A 20,946-nucleotide genomic window follows, 5' to 3' on the forward strand; every position below is an offset into this window, starting at 1 on the left:
CGACGACGGGAGTTTGACGACAGGACCTAGGGCTTGAACGGCCCCAAGATGCGGTCGAGTTCGATGTCGAGGCGGTCCTGGACCTCGCGGTCGTACGTCTCCGCCTGTGCGAGCGTCGGCTGCTCGCCGTCGAAGAAGCCCGCGGTGGCCTCGCCGCCCAACTCGCCGACGGCCAGGGCCAGTACGCCGGCCGCGCCGTCCTCGACGGTGTTCATCGGGCCGACGCCGGCCTCGCGGACCATCGCCGTGTCCATGTACGTCGCCGGGTGGATGACGTTGACGTGAATGCCCGTGCCGGACAGTTCGCGGGCGAGGGCGAAGGTGTGCGCGGCGAGGGCGAACTTGGAGCGGCAGTACGCCTCGGTGCCGCTGTAGTCGTTGTCGAATTCCAGGTCGTCGAAGTCGAGCGGGGACTGCCCGAGCGATCCGCAATTCACCACACGGGACGGCGAGTTGGCCTGGAGGGTGGGCAGCAGGGTGCGGGTGAGGGCGACCGGGGCGAGCACGTTGACGGCGAACCGCAGCTCGTGCCCGTCGGCGCTCGGCTCGCGGCCGGAGCCGGGGGCCCCGGTGCCGACGCCGGCGTTGTTGACGAGGACGTCGAGCTCCGGGTGGGCGGCGGCGACGCGGGCGCCGAGGTCGCGGACCTGCTCCAGGGAGGCGAGGTCCGCGACGAAGCCCTCGGCGCGCCCGCTGGTGGCCCGTAGCTCCTCGACGAGCGCGTCCGTACGTTTCTCGTCCCGGCCGTGGGCGAGCACGACATGCCCGCCGCGAACGAGCTCGAAGGCGAGGTACCGGCCGAGGCCGGAGGTGGCACCGGTGATCAGGAGTGTGGCCATGCGTCCAGGCTAGGGGGGAGGCCCCGGGTCGGGCATGACCCCCCTGTACGTACGCCTGTCGGGGTTATGCCGCGCGTTACGCCAGGCCCTCCTCGGCGAGCACCCGCTGGGCGACGCCGAACGCGGAGTTGGCGGCGGGCACGCCCACGTACACGGCGCACTGCTGCACCACGGCGCCGATCTCGTCCGGGGTGAGGCCGTTGCGCAGGGCGGCGCGGACGTGCATGCCGAACTCGTCGAGGTGGCCGTGGGCGACGAGCGCGGTCATCGTGATCATGCTGCGCTCGCGGCGGCTGAGCGTCGGGTCGGTCCAGATCTCGCCCCACGCGTAGCGCGAGATGAAGTCCTGGAACCGGGCCGTGAACGGCGTCTGCCGCGACTGCGCCCGGTCGACGTGCGCGTCTCCGAGCACCTCGCGGCGCACCTCCATGCCGCGCTTCGCGGCCTGCCCGAGGTGGGTGCGCAATAGCCCGACGACCGCCTCCGGCCGTTCGGCGGGGGCGAGGTGCGAGGCGCCCGCCAGCTCGACGAGTTCGCTGTCCGGTACGGCGTCGGCGATCTCGCGCAGGTGCGCCGGCGGTGTGGCGGGGTCCTCGCGGCCGGCGATGAGGAGGGTGGGCACGGTGATGTCGGGGAGCCGGTCCCGCAGGTCGAACGCGGCGAGGGCGTCGCAGCAGGCCGCGTAGCCCGCGGGGTCGGCGTCGTGGTTGTCCTGCACGAGGCGTTCCACGCGGAAGCCGGGGGTGAACCAGCGGGAGGGCGCGGTCTCGGCCACGCCTCCCGTGCCCTCCTTGCGGACGAGGGCGGCCCGCTCCTCCCAGTTCTTGGCGCCGCCGAAGTGGGCGGAGGAGCAGATGACGGCGAGGCTGGTGAGGCGTTCCGGGTGGTGCACGGCGAGGTGCAGGCCGACGGCGCCGCCGAGGGATACGCCGGCGTAGGCGAAGCGGTCGATGCCGAGGTCGTCGGCGAGTGCGAGGACGAGGTCGGCGAGGTCTCCGACGGTGGCGCCCGCCGTGACCAGGTCGGCGGGCGACCCGCCGTGGCCGGGGAGGTCCCACCGTACGACGCGGTGGGCGCTGGACAGTTCGGGTGCGACCCCGTCCCACAGGGCGAGGCTCGTCCCGAGGGAGGGGCCGAGGACCAGCGGCGGAGCGGTGGGCGAGCCCTCGGTGTGGTGGTTCAGACGGGTTGCGTTCATGGGTGGGCTCCCGGTGGGTCGGATTACGACTTGGGCGGTCGAAGTCTTCGGTCGTCGTCGGCTACGGGTCGTCCGTGGCTGGGCGCGCAGTTCCCCGCGCCCCTGGGTGGGACGGGGTTCGGGGTGCCGTCGGGTGTACGTCGTGCGTGGCTGGGCTGCGCCCCGTGGCGGAGCCACTGAGGGATACAGTCCCGCGCCCCTTAAAGGGGCGCGGGGAACTGCGCACCCCGGCCCCGCCCCACCGGAAACCGGCGACGACCTGCGCCCGGCGCGGCCCGCACCCCCTGCACGCGCCCGCAGGGATTTCGGGAAGGGGCGGGGTGGGGGACATGTCACCGGCGCCCCAACGCCCGATCCACCAACGCCCCCGCCGCCCCGGTGTACCGCGACGGATCGGTCAGCTCGGCCACGTCCATGCCGGAGTCCTTGAGCGCCGGCTCGGCAGAGAGGACGTCGGCGAGGGGCAGGCCCGACTCCCGGGCCCGCCGCGAGGCGGACGCCAGAAGTTCCTTCGCCACACCGCGCCCGAGCACCCCGGCCAACTCCGCCGAGAGCCGCTCCGACACGATCGCCCCGCCCGTCAGCGACAGATGCGCGTGCATCACATCCACCCGCACCACCAACCCGCCGACCAAAGCGGAAGCGTCCCGTGCCGCACCACCGACCACCCGCAACAGCTCCCGCAGCGTGGCCCATTCCGCGTGCCACGCACCCGAGGGCCGCTCGTCCTCCGCGGCCACGGAGGCGTAGAGCGTCGCGGCGAGCGCAGGAGCGCGGCGAGCCGCCGCGGCGACGAGCGCGGAACGCACCGGGTTCGCCTTGTGCGGCATCGCGGAGGACCCGCCACCCGCCCCCTCGGCCAACTCACCGATCTCCGTACGGGAGAGGACCAGTACATCCGCCGCGATCTTGCCGAGCGCACCGGCCGTGAAGGCCAGCGCCCCGGCCAGATCCCCCACCGGCGTCCGCAGCACATGCCACGGCAACTCCGGCTCTGCGAGCCCGAGTTCACGCGCGTACGCCGCCACGAGAGCGAGCGGATCCTCCGACCCGTACGCCCCGAACGCCGCCAACGTCCCCGCCGCACCGCCCAGTTGAACCGGCAGCGCCCCCCGCACACTCCGCAGACGGTCCCGCGCGTCGAGCACCAGCGAGCGCCACCCGGCCGCCTTGAGGCCGAACGTCGTCGGCACGGCGTGCTGCGTGAGCGTACGACCGGGCATCGCGGTGTCCCGGTGCTCGCGCGCGAGGCCCGCCAACGCGCCCTCCGTGCCGGACAGCTCGTCGAGCAGCACGTCCAGCGTGCGCGCCGCGACCAGCATCAGCGCCGAGTCGAGGATGTCCTGACTCGTCGCACCCCGGTGCACGTACTCCGCGTACTGCTTGTCCTCCGCGACCACCGCCGCCGTAAGGTCCGCGACCAGCGGAATCACCGGATTGCCGCCACCACGCGAACGGCGCGCGAGGTCCCGCACGTCGAACCGCTCGGCGACGGCCGCCGCGGTGACGGCCCCACCCGCGGCGACGGGCGCGAGATCGAGCGAGGACTGCGCCCGCGTGAGGCCCGCCTCCGCGTCCAACAGGGCCTGAAGGAAGGCCTCTTCGGACGTGGTGCGCTCGGTGGGCGCACCCTCGCTGCCGGGGTCGAACAACGTCACGTGAACTCCAGGAAGACCGTCTCGCCCTCGCCCTGAAGGCGGATGTCGAAACGGTACGTGCCATCCGCCTGCCGCTGCGCGATCAGCGTGTCGCGCCGCTCGGCGTCGACCTGCCGGAGCACGGGGTCCGTGGCGAGCGCCTCGTCACCGGCGAAGTAGATCCGCGTGTACAGGTGGTGGAGCAGACCGCGGGAGAAGATCACCACGGCGAGGTACGGCGCCGACTCGCCACGCGCCCCCGGGCGGAGGGTGCGGACGGCCCAGTGCCCGTTCGCGTCCGTCTCGATGCGGCCCCAGCCGGTGAACTCCACGCCGTTGCGGCCCAGGTACCCGCCCGTGAAGGGCTGGCGGCGCATCGAGCCGTCGATGGTGGAGGCGTTGCCCTCGGGGTCCGCGCCCCAGACCTCGACGAACGCGTCGGGGACGGGGGCACCGTTGCCGTCGTAGACGTAGCCGTGCACGGCGATCGTCTCCGGGTGGCCGACCGGGGCGATGTCACCGCCGCCCTCGAAGGGCAGCGCGTAGCCGTACCAGGGCCCGACCGTGTGCGACGGGGTGGGCAGCACGGACTCGGGGTTGTTGATGTCGATCGTCGTCATGGCTGGTCAGCGCCCTTCTTCCATCCAGGTGGCGTTCGGGCCGTCGAGGACGATGTCCCACTGATAGCCCATCGAGAACTCCGGAACCGACTTCTCGTGCACGTACGTCGCGACGAGGCGCTGGCGCGCCGCGTCGTCGGTCACCGAATGGAGGATCGGGTCGTACGCGAACAGCGGGTCGCTCGGGAAGTACATCTGCGTCACCAGGCGCTGGGTGAACGCCGAGCCGAAGACGGAGAAGTGGATGTGCGCCGGGCGCCAGGCGTTGGTGTGCTGGGCCCACGGGTAAGGGCCCGGCTGGATGGTCGTGAACTTGTACCAGCCGTCGTCGTCGGTCAGCGCCCGGCCGACGCCCGTGAAGTTCGGGTCGAGCGGCGCGTCGTGCACCTCGATCTTGTGCGCGTAACGGCCTGCCGAGTTGGCCTGCCACAGCTCGATCAGCTGACCGCGCAGCGGCCGCCCGTCGCGGTCGACGAGGCGGCCCTCGACGGTGATGCGCTCGCCGATCGGCTTGCCCGCGTGCTGGATCGTCAGATCGTTGTCGATCTTCGTGATGTCGCGCTCGCCGAAGGCGGGAGCGGTGAGCTCGATCAGCTCCGGGTCCTTGGAGACGTCGATGTTGATCGGCGGCTGCTTGGGGTGCCGGAAGGTGGAGGAGCGGTACGGGGCGTAGTCGCGCCGCGGGTGGTTCTCGACGGGTGCGCCGTCGGCGAGGCCCTTGTAGTAGGCGTCGCGCTTGGCGGTGATCTCACGGTCGATGTCGGCCTGGGTGAGTGACATGGGGGTGGGGACCTTCCTACCTAGCGTTCCAGGACGAGGGCGAGGCCCTGGCCCACGCCGATGCAGAGCGTGGCGACGCCGACGCCGGAGCCCTTGCGGGCGAGCTGGTGGGCGACCGTGCCCGCGAGCCGGGCGCCGGACGCGCCGAGCGGGTGGCCGAGCGCGATGGCGCCGCCCTGCGGGTTCAGGATCGCGGTATCGAACTCGGGCCATTCGGCGACACAGCCGAGCACCTGCGCGGCGAACGCCTCGTTCAGCTCCAGTGTCGACAGATCGGCAAATCCCTTGCCCGCCTTGGCGAGCGCCCGGTTCGTCGCCTCGACGGGCGCGAGCCCGAAGTAGTGCGGGTCGATCGCGGAGACACCGGTGGTGGAGATCCGGGCGAGAGGCTCGCGCCCGGTGGCCTTCAGCCCTTCCTCGTCGACGAGGAGCAGCGCGGCGGCGCCGTCGTTGAGCGGCGAGGCGTTGCCCGCCGTGACCGTGCCGCCGTCCTTGCGGAAGGACGGCTTGAGCTTCGCCATCGCCTCCAGGGAGCTGTTCGCGCGCACGGACTCGTCGGCGGAGACGACGGTCGGGTCGCCCTTGCGCTGCGGGATGGTGACCGACGCGAGCTCGGCGTCGAACAGGCCGTTCTTCTGCGCGGCGGCGGCCTTCTGGTGGCTGGCGAGCGCGAACTCGTCCTGCTGCTCGCGCGTGATGTGGTGCTTGTCGGCGATGAGTTCGGCCGACTCGCCCAGCGGCACCGTCCACTGCGGCTCCATCTTCGGGTTGACCATGCGCCAGCCCAGCGTGGTGGAGAACAGCTCGGTGCTCGCGGCCGGGAACGGCTTGTCGTTCTTCGGCAGCACGTAGGGCGCGCGGGTCATCGACTCGACGCCACCGGCCACGGCGATCGACGCGTCGCCGACCGCGATGGCGCGGGCCGCCTGGATCACGGCCTCCAGGCCGGAGGCGCACAGCCGGTTCACGGTGACACCCGGCACGGACGTCGGAAGCCCGGCGAGCAGTCCCGCCATGCGGGCCACGTTGCGGTTCTCCTCGCCCGCGCCGTTGGCGTTGCCGAAGTACACGTCCTCGATCCGGGACGGGTCCAACTCCGGTGTACGGGCGACCAGTTCACGGATCGCGTGCGCGGCGAGGTCGTCGGGGCGGACGGCCGCGAGCGCGCCGTTGTAGCGGCCGATGGGGCTGCGTACGGCATCGACGATGTAGACGTCCTTGACGTTCCTGCTCACTTGGCTGCCTCCTGCTGCGGGACGCGTACCTTCGCGGCGGTCTTCTCGACGACCTCCTCGGCGGTGACGCCGGGCGCCAACTCCACCAGTTCCAGGCCGTCTTCGGTCACATCGAGCACGGCGAGGTCGGTGATGATCCGGTCGACGCAGCCCTTGCCGGTCAGCGGCAGCGAGCACTCCTCGACGATCTTCGGGGAGCCGTCCTTCGCGGTGTGCGTCATGGTGACCAGGACGGTACGGGCACCGTGCACCAGGTCCATGGCGCCGCCGATGCCGGTGATCATCTTGCCGGGGACGGCCCAGTTGGCGAGGTCGCCGGTGGCCGACACCTGCATGGCGCCGAGCACGGCGACGTCGATGTGACCGCCGCGGATCATCCCGAAGGAGAGCGCGGAGTCGAAGAACGAGGCGCCCGGCAGGACGGTGACCGTCTCCTTGCCCGCGTTGATCAGGTCCGGGTCGACCGCGTCGTCGGTGGGGTACGGGCCGGTGCCCAGGATCCCGTTCTCGGACTCCAGGATCACCTCCACGTCGCCGCCGAGGTAGTTGGGGATCAGCGTCGGCAGACCGATGCCGAGGTTCACGTACTGACCGTCGCGCAGCTCGCGTGCGGCGCGTGCGGCCATGTCTTCTCGTGTCCAGGCCATGGCTAGTTGCTCACCGTCCGCTTCTCAATACCCTTGTCGGCGGCCTGCTCGGGCGTCAGGGCGATCACGCGCTGCACGAAAATTCCCGGCAGGTGCACGGCGTCCGGCTCGATCTCGCCCGGCTCCACCAGCTCCTCCACCTCGGCGATCGTGATCTTTCCGGCCTGCGCGGCGAGGGGGTTGAAGTTCCGCGTGGACTTGTTGAAGACCAGGTTGCCGTGCCGGTCGCCCTTGGCGGCCCGGACGAGCGCGAAGTCCGTACGGATGCCGCGCTCCATCACGTACTCGACGCCGTCGAACTCCCGCACCTCCTTCGGCGGCGAGGCCTTCGCGACCCCGCCGTTGCCGTCGTAGCGCCAGGGGAGTCCGCCGTCCGCGACCTGGGTGCCGACGCCGGCCGGGGTGTAGAAGGCGGGGATGCCGGCGCCGCCCGAGCGGAGCCGCTCGGCGAGCGTGCCCTGCGGGATCATCTCGACCTCGATCTCACCGGCCAGGTACTGCCGGGCGAACTCCTTGTTCCCGCCGATGTACGAGCCCGTGACGCGGTCGATCCGCCCGGCGCTCAGCAGGACGGCGAGGCCGGAGTCCATGGCGCCGCAGTTGTTCGACACCACCGACAGGTTCCCCGTGCCCTGCTCGTACAGCGCCTTGATCAACACGTTCGGTACGCCGCTCAAGCCGAACCCGCCGACCGCGAGGGACGAACCGTCCCCCACATCGGCGACGGCCTGAGCGGCCGTGGCGACAACCTTGTCCATCCCTGCCAGCCCTCATCTCCGCGAAGTGCCATGAACTGCCCGTGAAGTGCTTCTGAAGTACTCAGCGCACTGAGCATTTTCTGGATGCCGCTCACGTTGCCACTGGGTGTGTGAACCGTCAAGAGTCCCAAGGGAAACGCATGGATGGACTCGACAAGGGGATGCCGGGTGCCGGATCCTTGCTCAGTGCACGGCCGTGTTCAGCGGCGCAACGACTGCAGACGGAGGACCGCCATGGCCGCGGTGGATCTGACCACCCATCCCGGGCACCTCGCCCGGCGGCTCCAGCAGGCGCACTATCTGCTGTGGAACACGATGGTCTCCGAGGAGATCACGTCGCCGCAGTTCGCGGTCCTCAACGCGCTGGTGGCCGAGCCGGGTCTGGATCAGCGCACGGTGGGGGAGCGGGTCGGTCTTGACCGCTCCACGATCGCCGAGGTGATCACCCGGCTCACGCGGCGCGAGCTGGTCGACAAGGTCCGTGACCCGCAGGACGGTCGCCGCTGGTTGCTCCGCCTCACGCCCGGGGGGTTGCGCACGCACAAGAAGCTGGCGGTGCGCACGGCCCGGATGAACCAGATCTTCCTGGCGCCGCTCGACGCTGATGAGCGCGGGGTGTTCTTCGACCTGATCCAACGGGTGTGCGATGCGGCGGAGGGCCTTCGGTATCCGGGTGAGGTGGAGGCGGCGGCGAGTTCTTGACCTGTTGCGCCCACCCGGCGTGGCGGCCACGGGGCTCTGCCCCGGACCCCGCTGCTCAATCGCCGCAGGGGCTTGAATGATCAAGCCCCACCGGCGGCCGAGACGCTCGAGTCCGGCAAATCAAGCCCCGCCGGCGATTGAGGCGCGGGGTCCGGGGCAGAGCCCCGAGGCCGTGACCCCGGGTAGGTGTCATCGCTTAGCCAAGACCACCCACACCGGCCCCGGCGCAAACGGTAGGGCCGCGGCGCCGTCCGCCGCCGAGTACGTCGTGCCGCTCGTCGGAGACGGTCGCCGCCACTGCGCGTCGTAGGCCCGCCCGTCCCGCAGTACCACCGCGTCACCGTCGCCGACCGTGCGCGACAGCGGCGACGTGTTGCCGGACCGGTCGTGGAAGCGGGAAGGCGCCACGTCGACGTACTGGACGACCACCGTCGGCGCGCCGAGTCGTTTGCCGGTCGCCGTCGTCGCGGCGCGCCCGTCCATGCCCACCAGCCAACGCCCGTCCTCCGCCGACCAGTTGAAGGTGAACCGGGCGGCAGGGAAGCGCACCGTGTGCTCCGTCTCGGCCCGCCCACCCTTCGGTGCCCGCTCGGCGAACTCGAACCCGGCCGCCTCCCCGGCGTGCACCCCCGCCGCGGGATCGCCCAGCTTCGCGGGTCGCAGATACAAGTTGTGCGGCGCGGGCTTGTCGTTGCCACGGAAGTACGCGCTCCCGGCCTCACCCGGCGGCGCCGCCCGCAGCGGCGCCGACTCGATGGAGGGCCGCAGCGCGCTCTGCGCCCCCGAGTACGCGAGCGTCGGCCGGTCGAACTGGCGCAACAGCTCAAGATCGGTCTCGCGGGCGCTGCGCACCGGCCCGACCACCTTGGGCAGCCGCGAGCCGAACACTGCCATCAGCCTGCTGAGCCCCGCCTCGACCTGCTCCACGTACACGAGGTCGGCCTCGTCGAGCCCGGTCTGCGGCCGCGCGGGTCCCACGTTGTCGATCTTCACGGCGAGCAGCGGCGCACGCGCCGACGCCGAACTCCCGCCCCCGGGCAGCCGACTCGCCGTACACGCCGAGGCGAACGCCCCGAGAGCCCCGACCATGACCGCACGCCTGCGCATCTCGTCCACGCCTCTTGGATACCCACGGGCACACCCCGCTCACTCCGGGGGAACGTGACCGGCGGACCGGCGCGATCGGCGTTCCCGTCACACGCTCAGCGCAGCACATCCGCCAGGTCGAACTTCACCGGCTCCTCCAGCTGTGCGTACGTACAGCTCTCGGGTGCCCGGTCCGGGCGCCAGCGGCGGAAGCGGGCCGTGTGGCGGAAGCGGGCGCCGTTCTCCATGTGCTCGTAGGCGACCTCGGCCACGAGCTCCGGGCGCAGCGGGATCCAGGAGAGGTCCTTCTTGCCGGTCCAGCGGCTGGTCGCGCCCGGCATCCGCCGGCCCTCGTGTGCCGCCTCGTCGGTCCACGCCGCCCACGGGTGGCCCTCGGCGTCCTCCATGCGCAGGGGCTCCAGCTCGGCGACCAGTTCGGTGCGGCGCTTCATCGTGAAGGCCGCGCACACCCCGACGTGCTGGAGGGCGCCCTCGTCGTCGTACAGGCCGAGGAGCAGGGAGCCGACGACCGGGCCGCTCTTGTGGAAGCGGTAGCCGGCGACCACGCAGTCCGCGGTCCGCTCGTGCTTGATCTTGAGCATGACGCGTTCGTCCTGCCGGTAGCGCAGGGTGAGCGGCTTGGCGACGACGCCGTCCAGGCCCGCGCCCTCGTACTGCTCGAACCAGGTCTGCGCGAGCTCCGCGTCGGTGGTGGCCGGTGCCAGGTGCAGCGGTGCGGAGGCGTCCGCGAGGGCCTGTTCCAGGAGCGGTCTGCGGTCGGACAGTGGCAGCTCGACCGTGGACTCGGAGCCGAGCGCCAGGACGTCGAAGGCCACGAAGGAGGCGGGCGTGCGCTCGGCCAGGGTCTTCACCCGTGAGGCCGCCGGGTGGATCCGCTCGGTGAGCGCGTCGAAGTCGAGCCGCCCGTCCCGCGCGATCACGATCTCCCCGTCGAGCACGCAGCGCTCCGGGAGCCGCTCGGCGAGCGCCGCGACGAGCTCGGGAAAGTACCTGGTCAACGACTTGGTGGTCCGGCTCGTGAGCTCGATCTCCGGACCGTCGCGGAACACGATCGCCCGGAAGCCGTCCCACTTCGCCTCGTAGTGCATCCCCTCGGGGATCCTGGCGGCGGACTTGGCGAGCATCGGCTTGACCGGCGGCATCACGGGGAGGTCCATGCCCCGATTCTGTCCTCTACGGTGTCGTATCGCCCGGTATGCGCATTACGTCCTTTCGGCCTAGCGTGAGCGCATGGGCGGCAAGGGTGCGGCAGTGGAACTGGAAGCGGGCGGTCGGACGGTGCGTCTGTCCAGCCCCGACAAGGTGTTCTTCCCCGACGGCGGGAAGGTGACCTACACCAAGCTCGACCTCGCGCACTACTTCCTCGCGGTCGGCGACGGCATCCTGCGCGCCCTGCGCGACCGGCCCACCACCCTGGAGCGCTACCCCGAGGGCGTGACCGGCGAGTCCTTCTACCAGAAGCGCGCGCCGAAGAACCTGCCCGACTGGATCCCCACCGCCACGATCACCTTCCCCTCGGGGCGGACGGCCGACGAGATGTGCCCGACGGAGGTCGCCGCGGTGATCTGGGCCGCCCAGTACGGCACCCTCACCTTCCACCCCTGGCCGGTCCGCAGGGACGACCCCGACCACCCGGACGAGCTGCGCATCGACCTCGACCCGCAGCCCGGCACCGACTACGCCGACGCCGTGCACGCGGCGAACGAACTCCGCTACGTGCTCCACGAGTTCGGCGGCCTGCGCGGTTGGCCCAAGACCTCCGGCGGCCGCGGACTGCACGTCTTCGTCCCCATCGAACCGCGCTGGACGTTCACCGAGGTGCGCCGCGCCGCGATCGCCTGCGGCCGCGAACTGGAGCGCCGCATGCCGGAGTTCGTCACCACGGCGTGGTGGAAGGAGGAGCGGGGCGAGCGCATCTTCGTCGACTACAACCAGACGGCCCGCGACCGCACCATCGCCTCCGCGTACTCGGTGCGCGCCCGCCCGCACGCCCCCGTCTCCGCCCCGCTCGCCTGGGACGAGCTGGGCGACGCGCTGCCCCGCGACTTCGACATCGTCACCATGCCGAAGCGGTACGCCGAACTCGGCGACGTACACGCCGACATGGACAAGGAGAGGTACTCCCTCGACGCCCTCCTGGAGCTGGCCGATCGCGACGAGAAGGACCGCGGCCTCGGCGACCTGCCGTACCCGCCCGAGTACCCGAAGATGCCGGGGGAGCCCAAGCGGGTGCAGCCGAGCCGGGCCCGGCACGAGGACGGACCCGGCTCGACTCACTGACGTGCAGGCAGGCTCAGAGCTCCTTCACGCGGATGTCCCGGTACGAGATGACGTCCGTGGTGCTGTGCACCTGGAGCCCGACGTACCCCTCGGAGTAACGTCGGCCGTCCGTGCCCGGGTCGTCGTCCCGCGGGGGTTCGAAGACCTGGCCACCGGTGTTGTCGAACTCGTTGATCAGCACACCGTTGCGGTAGATCGAGAAGCGCTGGTCCACCACCTTGATCTCGTAGTCGTTCCACGTGCCCTTCTGGGTGACGCCCGCGCCCGCGAGGCCGACCCGGTCGAAGCCGTAGATCGAACCGGTCTTGTACATGTCCCCATCGGGCTTGTCGAGCACCTGGATCTCGTGCCCGTACTTGATGGCGACCCACTCCGGGTTCGGCTCCTCCGGGTTGTCGTGCACCCACGGGAAGCGCACGAACACCCCGCCGTTGGCGTTGCCCGTGCCCGGCGCGTCGTCACGCCACTGGAGCTTCAGCGAGAAGTTGCCGTACTTGCGCTGCGGGAACCACAACATGCCCATGCCGTCGACGGATGTGCTGCTGGTGATCGACCCGTCGGCGTTCAGCGCGAACTTGCCGCCGCCGACCTGCTCCCACTTCGCGAACTGCTCCTGCGTGCCGTCCAGGATCTTCTTGTAGCCGTCGGTCTGACCGGGCGTGCCGATCGGGGACTGCCGCGCCGCCTTGTTGATCTTGTTGTACTCGCGCTGATCGACGACGCCTTCCTTGAGAAGCTTGTCGGTGACCGTCTTCACGTGCTTGACGAACAGCGCGTGCGACGTCCACTCCTTCTCGTCCTCGATCAACTCGCCGATGCGGCACCGGTTGTTGGTGACCCGGTTCGGGATGCCGGTGTCCGTCGTGCCGACGAAGACGGTGGAACGCTCGTCCAGCTCCGGGCAGTTGGGTGCTGGAACGCCGCCGCCCGAGGCCACCGCGAACACGAACGACTGTGCCGCGGCGGTGTTGCCCGCCTTGTCGCTCGCCCGGTACGCCACCGAGTGGGCGCCGACCCGGTCCACCACCACGGGGGTGGTGTACGCGAGATAGGGCCCGCCGTCGAGCGAGTACTCGACCTTGTCGACGCCCGACATGTCATCGGCCGCCGTCACTGTCAGCTTCGCGTTGTTGATGTACGCGCCGTCGGAGTTCTTGTCCCCGCCGACCGCCAGCGACACCGTCGGAGGCGTCGTGTCCTGGACGGGCGGCGCCACGACCGTGAAGTCGACGGACTTCTCGGCGGCGGCGTTGCCCGCCTTGTCCGCGGCTCGGTAGCGCACCTTGTACGTGCCCGGGTCGTGGAACATGACCGGCGCGGTGTACGGCTGCCAGGCGCCGTCGGCGCCGACCGCGTACTCGATGGTGTTGACCCCGGAGCCGGCGTCCGACGCGGAGACCGTCACCGTGGCCATGCCGACGTAACCACCGGCGTCTTCCTTGTCGCCGGTCACCGTCGCCGAGGTCTCCGGCGCCGTCGTGTCGTCCGTCGGCGGCGCGACCACGGTGAAGTCGAGCGACTTCTCGGCGGCGGCGTTGCCCGCCTTGTCGGTCGCCTTGTACTTCACGGTGTGCGCGCCGACCTGGTCGACGACCACCGGCGCCGTGTACGGCGTGTACGCGCCGCCGTCGAGCGCGTACTCGACCTTGTCGACACCCGAACCCGCGTCGGTCGCGGTGACCGAGACGGACGCGGACCCGACGAACGCGCCGTCGGCGTTGGTCTGCCCCTCGGCCTTCGCCGAGGTCTCCGGAGCGGTCGTGTCGTCACCGCCGCCCCCGTCCGTCACCGTCAGGACCCCCGTCATGCTGGTGTGCCCGGGGATCGTGCAGTGATAGCGGTACTTGCCGGGGGAGAGGGTGACCTCGGCCGTGTGCTTGCCGCCCATGTCGTCGTTCGGGTTGGCAAGGATGTTCAGCGGCACGTCGTTGTTGTACTCGGGGTCCGACACGTCGAACGTCAACGTGTGCGGCATTCCCGTGGTGTTGCCGGTCGCCGTGCTGTTCTCGAAGACGATCGTCGCCTTGCCGGCGACCGCCGTCTCGGGCACCGACGCGTACTTCGTGATGTCGTCCCCGGCCGTCCAGGTCAGCACCTGGTCGGCCGCCGCCTCGGGCGCGGGCGCCGCGGTCGCGGCCGGCAGCGAGCCGAGACCGAGACACATCAGCATCGCGGCGAGCAGAGCGGTCAGGAGTCTGTGTCTGCGCACGGGGCGCATCAGTCGCGTGGATCGCATGTGATCAGCCCTTCCTGGCCAGCTGATCGGCGGCCGGGGTCGCCTCGCCACCGGTGTAAGTGACCTTCCACAGCGCCGACTTGGAGTCGGAGGTGAAGAAGCCGCGCCCGTAGTCGAGGACATACAGCGCACCGTCGGGACCGAACTTCCAGTCCATGAGGTTCTTGATGCCGTCGTTGCCGATCGGAATGATCTTCTTCAACGACTCCGAGTGGACCGGGATCGATCCGTCGCCGTGCGTCTTCGGGTCGGTGAGGACCGCGTTGCGCGGCTGGTCGGCGTCGTAGAAGTCACCGACGAACCACTTGCCGTCCCAGTAGCTCGGCCACTTGTCGGCGTTCGGGATCGACGCGTCGTAACGGTAGACGGGCCCGTCCATCGCGGCCTGGCCGCCGCCCTTGAGCCACGGCAGCAGGTACTTGGCCTCCTCCTTCTTGTACGAGGGAACGCCGTTCGCGTCGCGCGGGTAGTCCGGCGCCCCGCCCTGCGGCGAGTACCAGATGTTGTTGCCGGTCACCGGCGGCAGGTTGACGAGGCCGTTGTTGTTCGGCGACTCGTTCTTCGGGTGGTCGCAGTCGTACCAGCCCAGCGGCTTCGTCGGGTCCGGCAGGTTGCGGTCGCGGTAGGGCTGCTTGTTGCCCATGCAGTAGGGCCAACCGCGGTTGCTCGCCTTGGTGATGACGGCGAACTGGTCGTACTTGGCCGGGCCCCACGTCGTGGACGGCTCGCCCGCGTCGGGTCCGACCCAGCCCGCGTACAGCGTGTCGGTCTTCGGGTCGATCGAGATGCGCGCCGGGTTCCTGACACCCATCACATAGATCTCGCCGCGCGTCTTGCCGCCGCCCTCGGCCGTCTCCTTGCCGGTGAAGAGGTTGCCCTCCGGCAGGGTGTACGTCCCGTCGGCCTCCGGGTGGATGCGCAGGATCTTGCCGTTGAGGTTGTTCGTGTTGCCCGCGGTGCGGCGCGCGTCGGCGAACGAGACGCCCTTGTAGTTCGGCTCCGGGTTGTTGCCCGAGTAACCGTCGCTGAACTGCGAGGAGTTGTTGTCACCGGTCGCGATGTACAGGTTCCCCTTGGAGTCCCAGGCCATCCCGCCACCCGCGTGGCAGCAACTGTGCACCTGCACCGGCCACTTGAGCAGCACCTTCTCGCTGCTCGGGTCCAGCTTGTTCGTGCTCAGGTCGAGCGTGAAGCGGGAGACCTGCCGCTCGGCCATCTGCTTGTCGCGGTCGAGCCCCGAGTGCGGCGTGTAGTGCAGGTACACGTACCCGTTCTGCTCGAACTTCGGGTCCAGCGCGATACCGAGCAGACCCTCCTCGACCTTGACCAGCTCGTCCCCGCCGCCCTTGTTGCCGAAGATGGTCAGCGCCCCCGCGAGGGTCACCTTCTTCGTCTTCGGGTCGTAGACGTGGATCTGGCCGATGCCCTTGCCGACGTCGGGGTTGTTCCAGTCGGTGATCACCGGCTGGGACGAGTCCGCGCCGCCGCGCCCGATGTAGAGCACGCGCCCGTCGGGAGCGGTGACGAGCCCGTGCGGCTCGCCGATCTGGTCGTTCTGACCCGCCTGATTGGCCTGGGTCAGGCGCTCCGCCTTGTAGTTGGCGTCGATCGCGGCCTTGCAGTCGGCGCGCGCGATGCGCGTCGTCCACAGCAGCGCCCCGCGCAGATGGTCGCGGAAGTCCACCTCGTCGTACGAGGAGACCGTGCCGCCCATCCCGGTGTAGAAGGACCGGCCGCCGTCGTAGTCACGGCACCAACTCACCGGGTGGTCGGCGCCGTTCGCGCCCTCGCCCGGCTTGTACGTGGTCTCGTTGACCCGCGCGACCGTGTGCACGTCGCCGGACGGGTTCGCCGACCAGTTCAGCCACTTGTCGGCGCGCTTCCACTGCACCGGCAGGTCCTTCGTCGCCGGGTTCTGCCGGTCACCGACCTCAACCGTCGCGCGCTGCGCGGCAGTTGGTGACGACGCGGCGGGCCGGGCCCCGATCAGGCCGGTGAACCAGTCCGAGTACGGCTCGGCGCGGGCCGCGTCATGGACGCCGACGAAACCGCCGCCCGCCTCCATGTACGACTCCAGGCCGGCCTCCTGGTCGGGGTCGAGGACGTCGCCCCCGCCGGTCAGGAAGACGACCGAGTTGAAACGTCCCAGCTTCGTGGCGTTCGTGAACACGGAGGCGTCGTCCGTCGCCGTGATCGTGAACTGCTGGGCCTCGGGTCCCGACCGGCCGATCTTCTCGATCGCCTCGATGCCCGCGTTGACCGTGGGCGACTCGTCGCCGCCGGCCGCGGACCCGTAGAACACCAGGACCCGCACATTCGCGCCGCCGGGTGGCGACTTGACGGACATCGTTGTCGGGGACGGTTCCGGTGCCGGGCGCGCGCTGGCGGCCGGCCCGCCCAGCAGCCCGGCAGTCACGGTTCCCGCGGCGACCCCGACCGCCCAGACGCGTGCACGTCTGCTTCGGCTCGCTCTGAACTCTCGTACGGGCAACGGCTTTTGATGCGTCGACCGACGCATGTGTTCACCCACCCCTCGTCGGACACAGCAACGGCGCGGTGGAAGCTAGACCTCTTTTCGTGGTCCGCCAAGGGGTATGACCGATATGACGCAAACTTTGTCCTGGGTGTGGATAAACGAAGATCATGTGGTTACGGTGCCCTGCGCGACGTGAAAGTCCGTACGAGACTGGGGAGTTGGCCGTGACCGAGCACGACAGACCTCGCGACGCGTCGACGCAGGCGAGTGAACAGGACGGACGTGCACTGAGCCGGCGCATGATGATCGGCGGTGCCGTGGCCGCAACGGCCGGGGTGACATCGTTGTCCATCGGGGCGTCGGCCGAACCGGCGGCCGGGGCGGACACCCCGCCGCGCACCGCGCCCGCGGGCGGCGAGGTCAAGCGCCTGACGCTGTACGCGGAGAATCTCGCGGACGGCCGGCTCGGCTACGGCTTCGAGAAGGGGAAGGCGTCGATCCCCGGCCCGCTGATCGAGCTCAACGAGGGCGACGCGGCGCACATCGAGTTCCACAACCTCACGGACGTCGACGCGAGCCTGCACGTGCACGGCATGGACTACGAGATCTCCAGTGACGGTACGCGGATGAATCGCAGCCACGTCGAACCCGGCGGTACCCGCACCTACACCTGGCGCACACACGCCCCGGGGCGCAGGAAGGACGGCACCTGGCGGGCAGGGACCGCGGGCTACTGGCACTACCACGATCACGTCGTCGGCACGGACCACGGCACGGGCGGGATCAGAAAAGGCCTGTACGGCCCGGTGGTCGTGCGCCGCAAGGGTGACGTCCTGCCCGACCCGGGCAGGACTTTCACGATCGTCTTCAACGACATGACGATCAACAACAAGGCGGCCCACGAGGCGCCCGACTTCGAGGCCACGGTGGGCGATCGCGTCGAGATCGTGATGATCACGCACGGTGAGTACTATCACACGTTCCACCTGCACGGTCACCGCTGGGCGGACAACCGCACGGGCATGCTCACGGGGCCCGACGACCCGACCCAGGTCCTCGACAACAAGATCTGCGGCCCGGCGGACTCGTTCGGGTTCCAGATCGTCGCGGGGGAGGGAGTCGGAGCTGGGGCGTGGATGTACCACTGCCATGTCCAGAGTCACTCGGACATGGGGATGGCGGGCCTGTTCCTGGTGAAGAAGGCGGACGGAACGATCCCGCCGTACGAGGCGCCGCACCACTGAGCGAGCCGGGGCGGAGCGGGGCAGTGGTGCGGCGCGCGGCCCACCCCCCGTCGGTGTCGGACGCGTCGATGTCGACGGTGACGGGGTGTCAGGCATCGATGGTGAAGCCCGCCCCGCCCGCCCCTCGCCGCTCTCCGTCGCCGACTGTTCACGGACTGCGAAGCGCGTGACTGCGGGACGTGACCGCCCCGTGACGCGATCCTTGCTCATCCCGCACAACCCGCTCTGGACAGCGCTTACCGGGGAGTAGAGCATCGGTGCCACCTGCACATGGCACTGATCATCGAGGGAGCCGCGTTGAGCAAGGACCGTACGTACGACTACGTGATCGTGGGGGCCGGGTCCGCCGGTTGTGTGCTGGCCGGGCGGCTGAGCGAGGACCCGTCCGTCAAGGTTGCCCTGGTCGAGTCGGGGCCGCGCGACCGCAAGACGGAGATCAGGATCCCGGCCGCGTTCCCGAAGCTGTTCAAGACGCCGTACGACTGGGACTACTCGACGACCAAGCAAGCAGCCCTGGACGAGCGGGAGTTGTACTGGCCGCGCGGGCACACGCTCGGCGGCTCCTCCTCCATCAACGCCATGATGTGGGTGCGCGGCCACCGCGCCGACTACGACGCCTGGGGCGAGGCCGCCGGATCCCCGTGGTCGTACGACGAGTTCGCGCGCTACTTCCAGCGCGCCGAGCGCTGGCAGGGCGCTGCGCAGGAGGGCTCCGTGTACGGCACGGCGGGGCCGCTGCACATCTCGCCGCCGCGCCACCCGAACCCGACCACGGCCGCGTTCCTCGACGCCTGCCGCGCCCAAGGACTGCGCGAGCTCGGCGAGTTGAACCAGGCCGACCACTCCGGCTTCGCCCTGACCCCGCTCAACCAGCACAAGGGCCGCCGCTGGAGCGCCGCCGACGGCTACCTCAAGCCCGCCGCGCGCCGCCCCAACCTCGACATCTACACCGACGCCCGCGTCATCCGCATCGACTTCGACGGCACCCGCGCCGCCGGCGTCGTCGCCTCCGGGGTCTCCGCCGGCACCCTGCGCGCCACCCGCGAGGTCATCCTCTCCGCGGGTGCCATCAACTCGCCGCAGCTGCTGCAACAGGCGGGCATCGGCGACCCGGAGACCCTCGCCGAGGCGGGCATCGACGCCTTCGTCGCCTCGCCGGACGTCGGCCGCCACCTCCAGGACCACCTGATGTACGCGCTGAACGTCCGCGCCGCGAAGCCCATCTCGCTCACCGGCGCCGACTCGCCCGCCAACATCGCCCGGTTCCTGCTCGGCGGGCGCGGACCGCTCACCTCGAACGTCGGCGAGGCCGTCGCCTTCCTCGCCACCAGGCCCGAACTCACCGCGCCCGACATCGAGTTGGTCTACGCACCGGTGCCGTTCGTGAACCACGGCCTGGAGGAGCCCACCGAGCACGGCCTCACCCTCGGCGTGATCCTGCTCCAGCCCAAGAGCGAGGGCCGGATCACCCCGACGGGCCGCGACGCGCAGCCCCGCATCGACCCGGACTACCTGGCCCACGACGAGGACGTGCGCACACTCGTCGCCGGTGTGCGCCGCGCCGAGGAACTGCTCGCCCAGAGCGCCCTGGCCGCGCACCACACCGGGCCGATGGGCGGCTACCCCGGCGTCGTCGACGACGAGGAACTCACCCGCTCGGTGCGCGCCACCGCCGAGACCCTCTACCACCCGGTCGGCACCTGCCGGATGGGCTCCGACGAGGGCTCGGTCACCGACCCCCGCCTGCGTGTGCGCGGCACCGAGGGCCTGCGCGTCGTGGACGCCTCCGTGATGCCGCGCATCACCCGCGGACACACGCACGCGCCCACGGTCGCCCTCGCGGAACGGGCGGCGGACCTGATCCGCGAGGACGCCACGAAGTAGCGCTGTTCTTCAGGGGAGTTGCGAACTCACGCCAGGGGAGTTACGACCCCACACTCACCGTGAACCGGCGCGGATTGCCGTCGTGCGCCGCGCCGGACACATCCGGCTGTCCCTCGGCCTGCACGTCGTCGTACGGGAAGGCGTAGCCGATGGGTGAGTTGGCATGCACGATGCGCGACCAGTGGTTGGTCGTGGCGTCCTGGTAGTAGTCCGCGGACGTGAGGCCGTTGGGCTGCTCGGCGTGCGTGAGCATGACGCTGCGGTTGAACCCGGCGGCGAGGCGGGACAAGATGCCCTTCTTGTCGTCGGAGTCGTCCGGGTTGTTGGCGAACGGCCCGTGGTTGCAGGTGAAGATGTCCTTCGAGGCGGGCTTGGTGAAGGTGTGCCCGCCGTTGAAGGTGAGGGCGTCGCCGCTGACCCGGCCCGTGAAGACGCCGCGCCCGCCCTGGAGGTCGATCTTCAGGTCGGTCGAGGCGTACTTCTCCCACACCTTGTCGATGTAGGCGCCCCACACGTCGCGGAACGGCATCTCGTCGGGCTTGTCGAAGTACGGCGCCATGAGGTTCTGCGGCGATATCACGCGCAGCACCTTGCCGTCCTCGCCCTTGATGGCGAGCTTGTCCCAGGGCTGCCCGTCCTTGGCGGCCTGTGCGGCGAGATCCGAGGCGATCTTGTCGATGGCGCCGTCGGGGAACGGGGCGACGGTGTGTGTGGCGTCGCCCTCCAGCTTGATCCCTATGGGCAGCGCCGTGATCAGGTCGACGTAGCTGATGTTGGAGTACAACTGCTCGGAGTTGAAGGTGAACTCGGCGAACGCCCAGGTCTTGCCGTAGTTCGCGTCCTCCTTCGTGGCGAAGGCAGGCTCGACCAGGGAGGGGCCCGGGTTGAGGAAGAACTCGAGCGTGTCGTCGCGGACGAAGTAGACGCGGGCGCCGTACATCTGAGGCAGCGTCACGACCTTCGGGGCGGATCCGGCGGCGCCGAGCGGGATGGCGCAGTCGACGGGCAGCGGGGTCTGCGGGGCGCTCGGCGACTCGGGGTGGTAGACGCTGCCGTCGGAGCGCAGCAGCACCCAGTTGCCGGTTCCGTTCTCGTGGCCGGTGACGTATGCGCGGACCGTGCCGCTCAACGACTTGTTCTCCAGGGCCAGTTCACAGGTGGCGGGTGCGGCGCCCGCGGTCCAGGAGGGAAGGGTGAGTGCTGCGGCCGTCGTGGCGAGGCCCGCTCCGGCACTGGCGAGAAATATTCTGCGCGAGATCACGATGGACACTCCTCGAATGTGGGGGGTGTGTGGGGGAGCCCT

Annotated in this window: 17 protein-coding genes; 4 read left to right on the plus strand and 13 right to left on the minus strand. The window is 70.3% G+C overall.

What is annotated here, in order from left to right; translation table 11 throughout:
- Positions 1–26: 26 nt before the first annotated feature.
- The 8 genes from OG746_RS18035 to OG746_RS18070 all read right to left on the minus strand — a co-directional run bounded on the left by OG746_RS18035 (position 27) and on the right by OG746_RS18070 (position 7,714).
- On the minus strand, positions 27–839 hold the full coding sequence (locus OG746_RS18035) for an SDR family NAD(P)-dependent oxidoreductase (RefSeq protein WP_266715712.1): 813 nt from the start codon (positions 837–839) through the stop codon (positions 27–29).
- 76 nt (positions 840–915) lie between these two features.
- Positions 916–2,037 carry a bifunctional 3-oxoadipate enol-lactonase/4-carboxymuconolactone decarboxylase PcaDC gene (gene pcaDC / locus OG746_RS18040; RefSeq protein WP_266715714.1) on the minus strand — a complete coding sequence of 374 codons (1,122 nt, stop codon included), beginning with the start codon at positions 2,035–2,037 and terminating at the stop codon, positions 916–918.
- Between the two features lie 332 nt (positions 2,038–2,369).
- The gene (gene pcaB / locus OG746_RS18045) at positions 2,370–3,695 is read right to left on the minus strand and encodes a 3-carboxy-cis,cis-muconate cycloisomerase (RefSeq protein WP_266715715.1); all 1,326 of its coding nucleotides are present in this window, start codon (positions 3,693–3,695) and stop codon (positions 2,370–2,372) included.
- Positions 3,692–4,294, minus strand: a complete 603-nt coding sequence (gene pcaG / locus OG746_RS18050) for a protocatechuate 3,4-dioxygenase subunit alpha (RefSeq protein WP_266715716.1) — start codon at positions 4,292–4,294, stop codon at positions 3,692–3,694. Before pcaG ends, pcaB begins: the two co-directional genes overlap by 4 nt.
- Positions 4,295–4,300: 6 nt before the next feature.
- Positions 4,301–5,074: a protocatechuate 3,4-dioxygenase subunit beta gene (pcaH, locus tag OG746_RS18055; RefSeq protein WP_266715718.1), complete on the minus strand. Its 774-nt coding sequence runs from the start codon at positions 5,072–5,074 to the stop codon at positions 4,301–4,303.
- 20 nt (positions 5,075–5,094) lie between these two features.
- Positions 5,095–6,309 (minus strand): thiolase family protein, encoded by a 1,215-nt coding sequence (locus OG746_RS18060; RefSeq protein ID WP_266715720.1) that lies wholly within the window; start codon positions 6,307–6,309, stop codon positions 5,095–5,097.
- On the minus strand, positions 6,306–6,956 hold the full coding sequence (locus tag OG746_RS18065; protein ID WP_266715722.1) for a CoA transferase subunit B: 651 nt from the start codon (positions 6,954–6,956) through the stop codon (positions 6,306–6,308). Before OG746_RS18065 ends, OG746_RS18060 begins: the two co-directional genes overlap by 4 nt.
- Positions 6,957–6,958: 2 nt before the next feature.
- Complete coding sequence (locus OG746_RS18070) at positions 6,959–7,714, minus strand: CoA transferase subunit A (RefSeq protein ID WP_266715724.1); 756 nt, start codon at positions 7,712–7,714, stop codon at positions 6,959–6,961.
- A gap of 234 nt (positions 7,715–7,948) precedes the next feature.
- On the opposite strand from OG746_RS18070, the gene OG746_RS18075 reads away from it, so the two are divergent.
- Positions 7,949–8,416, plus strand: a complete 468-nt coding sequence (locus OG746_RS18075) for a MarR family winged helix-turn-helix transcriptional regulator (protein ID WP_266715726.1) — start codon at positions 7,949–7,951, stop codon at positions 8,414–8,416.
- A gap of 189 nt (positions 8,417–8,605) precedes the next feature.
- Here OG746_RS18075 and OG746_RS18080 read toward each other — a convergent pair whose 3' ends face one another.
- Positions 8,606–9,523, minus strand: a complete 918-nt coding sequence (locus OG746_RS18080; RefSeq protein ID WP_266719030.1) for a DUF3048 domain-containing protein — start codon at positions 9,521–9,523, stop codon at positions 8,606–8,608.
- A gap of 95 nt (positions 9,524–9,618) precedes the next feature.
- On the minus strand, positions 9,619–10,680 hold the full coding sequence (locus OG746_RS18085; protein WP_266715728.1) for an ATP-dependent DNA ligase: 1,062 nt from the start codon (positions 10,678–10,680) through the stop codon (positions 9,619–9,621).
- Positions 10,681–10,753: 73 nt separating this feature from the next.
- Between OG746_RS18085 and ligD the strand changes: the two genes are divergently transcribed.
- Positions 10,754–11,803, plus strand: a complete 1,050-nt coding sequence (gene ligD / locus OG746_RS18090; protein ID WP_266715730.1) for a non-homologous end-joining DNA ligase — start codon at positions 10,754–10,756, stop codon at positions 11,801–11,803.
- A 13-nt stretch (positions 11,804–11,816) separates the two neighbouring features.
- Here ligD and OG746_RS18095 read toward each other — a convergent pair whose 3' ends face one another.
- Both OG746_RS18095 and OG746_RS18100 read right to left on the minus strand, forming a co-directional pair.
- Positions 11,817–14,039 carry a cupredoxin domain-containing protein gene (locus OG746_RS18095; RefSeq protein ID WP_524540424.1) on the minus strand — a complete coding sequence of 741 codons (2,223 nt, stop codon included), beginning with the start codon at positions 14,037–14,039 and terminating at the stop codon, positions 11,817–11,819.
- Positions 14,040–14,043: 4 nt separating this feature from the next.
- Entirely contained in the window at positions 14,044–16,557 is a 2,514-nt protein-coding gene (locus OG746_RS18100; RefSeq protein ID WP_266715732.1) for a ThuA domain-containing protein, read from the minus strand.
- Between the two features lie 257 nt (positions 16,558–16,814).
- On the opposite strand from OG746_RS18100, the gene OG746_RS18105 reads away from it, so the two are divergent.
- Positions 16,815–17,759 (plus strand): multicopper oxidase domain-containing protein, encoded by a 945-nt coding sequence (locus OG746_RS18105; RefSeq protein WP_266719034.1) that lies wholly within the window; start codon positions 16,815–16,817, stop codon positions 17,757–17,759.
- 270 nt (positions 17,760–18,029) lie between these two features.
- The gene (locus OG746_RS18110; protein WP_266715734.1) at positions 18,030–19,643 is read left to right on the plus strand and encodes a GMC family oxidoreductase; all 1,614 of its coding nucleotides are present in this window, start codon (positions 18,030–18,032) and stop codon (positions 19,641–19,643) included.
- Positions 19,644–19,683: 40 nt separating this feature from the next.
- Here OG746_RS18110 and OG746_RS18115 read toward each other — a convergent pair whose 3' ends face one another.
- Entirely contained in the window at positions 19,684–20,904 is a 1,221-nt protein-coding gene (locus tag OG746_RS18115) for a glycoside hydrolase family 64 protein (protein ID WP_266715736.1), read from the minus strand.
- Positions 20,905–20,946: the final 42 nt, after the last annotated feature.

It is taken from the genome of Streptomyces sp. NBC_01016 (genome assembly GCF_026341035.1).
In the GTDB taxonomy this organism is placed as follows: domain Bacteria; phylum Actinomycetota; class Actinomycetes; order Streptomycetales; family Streptomycetaceae; genus Streptomyces.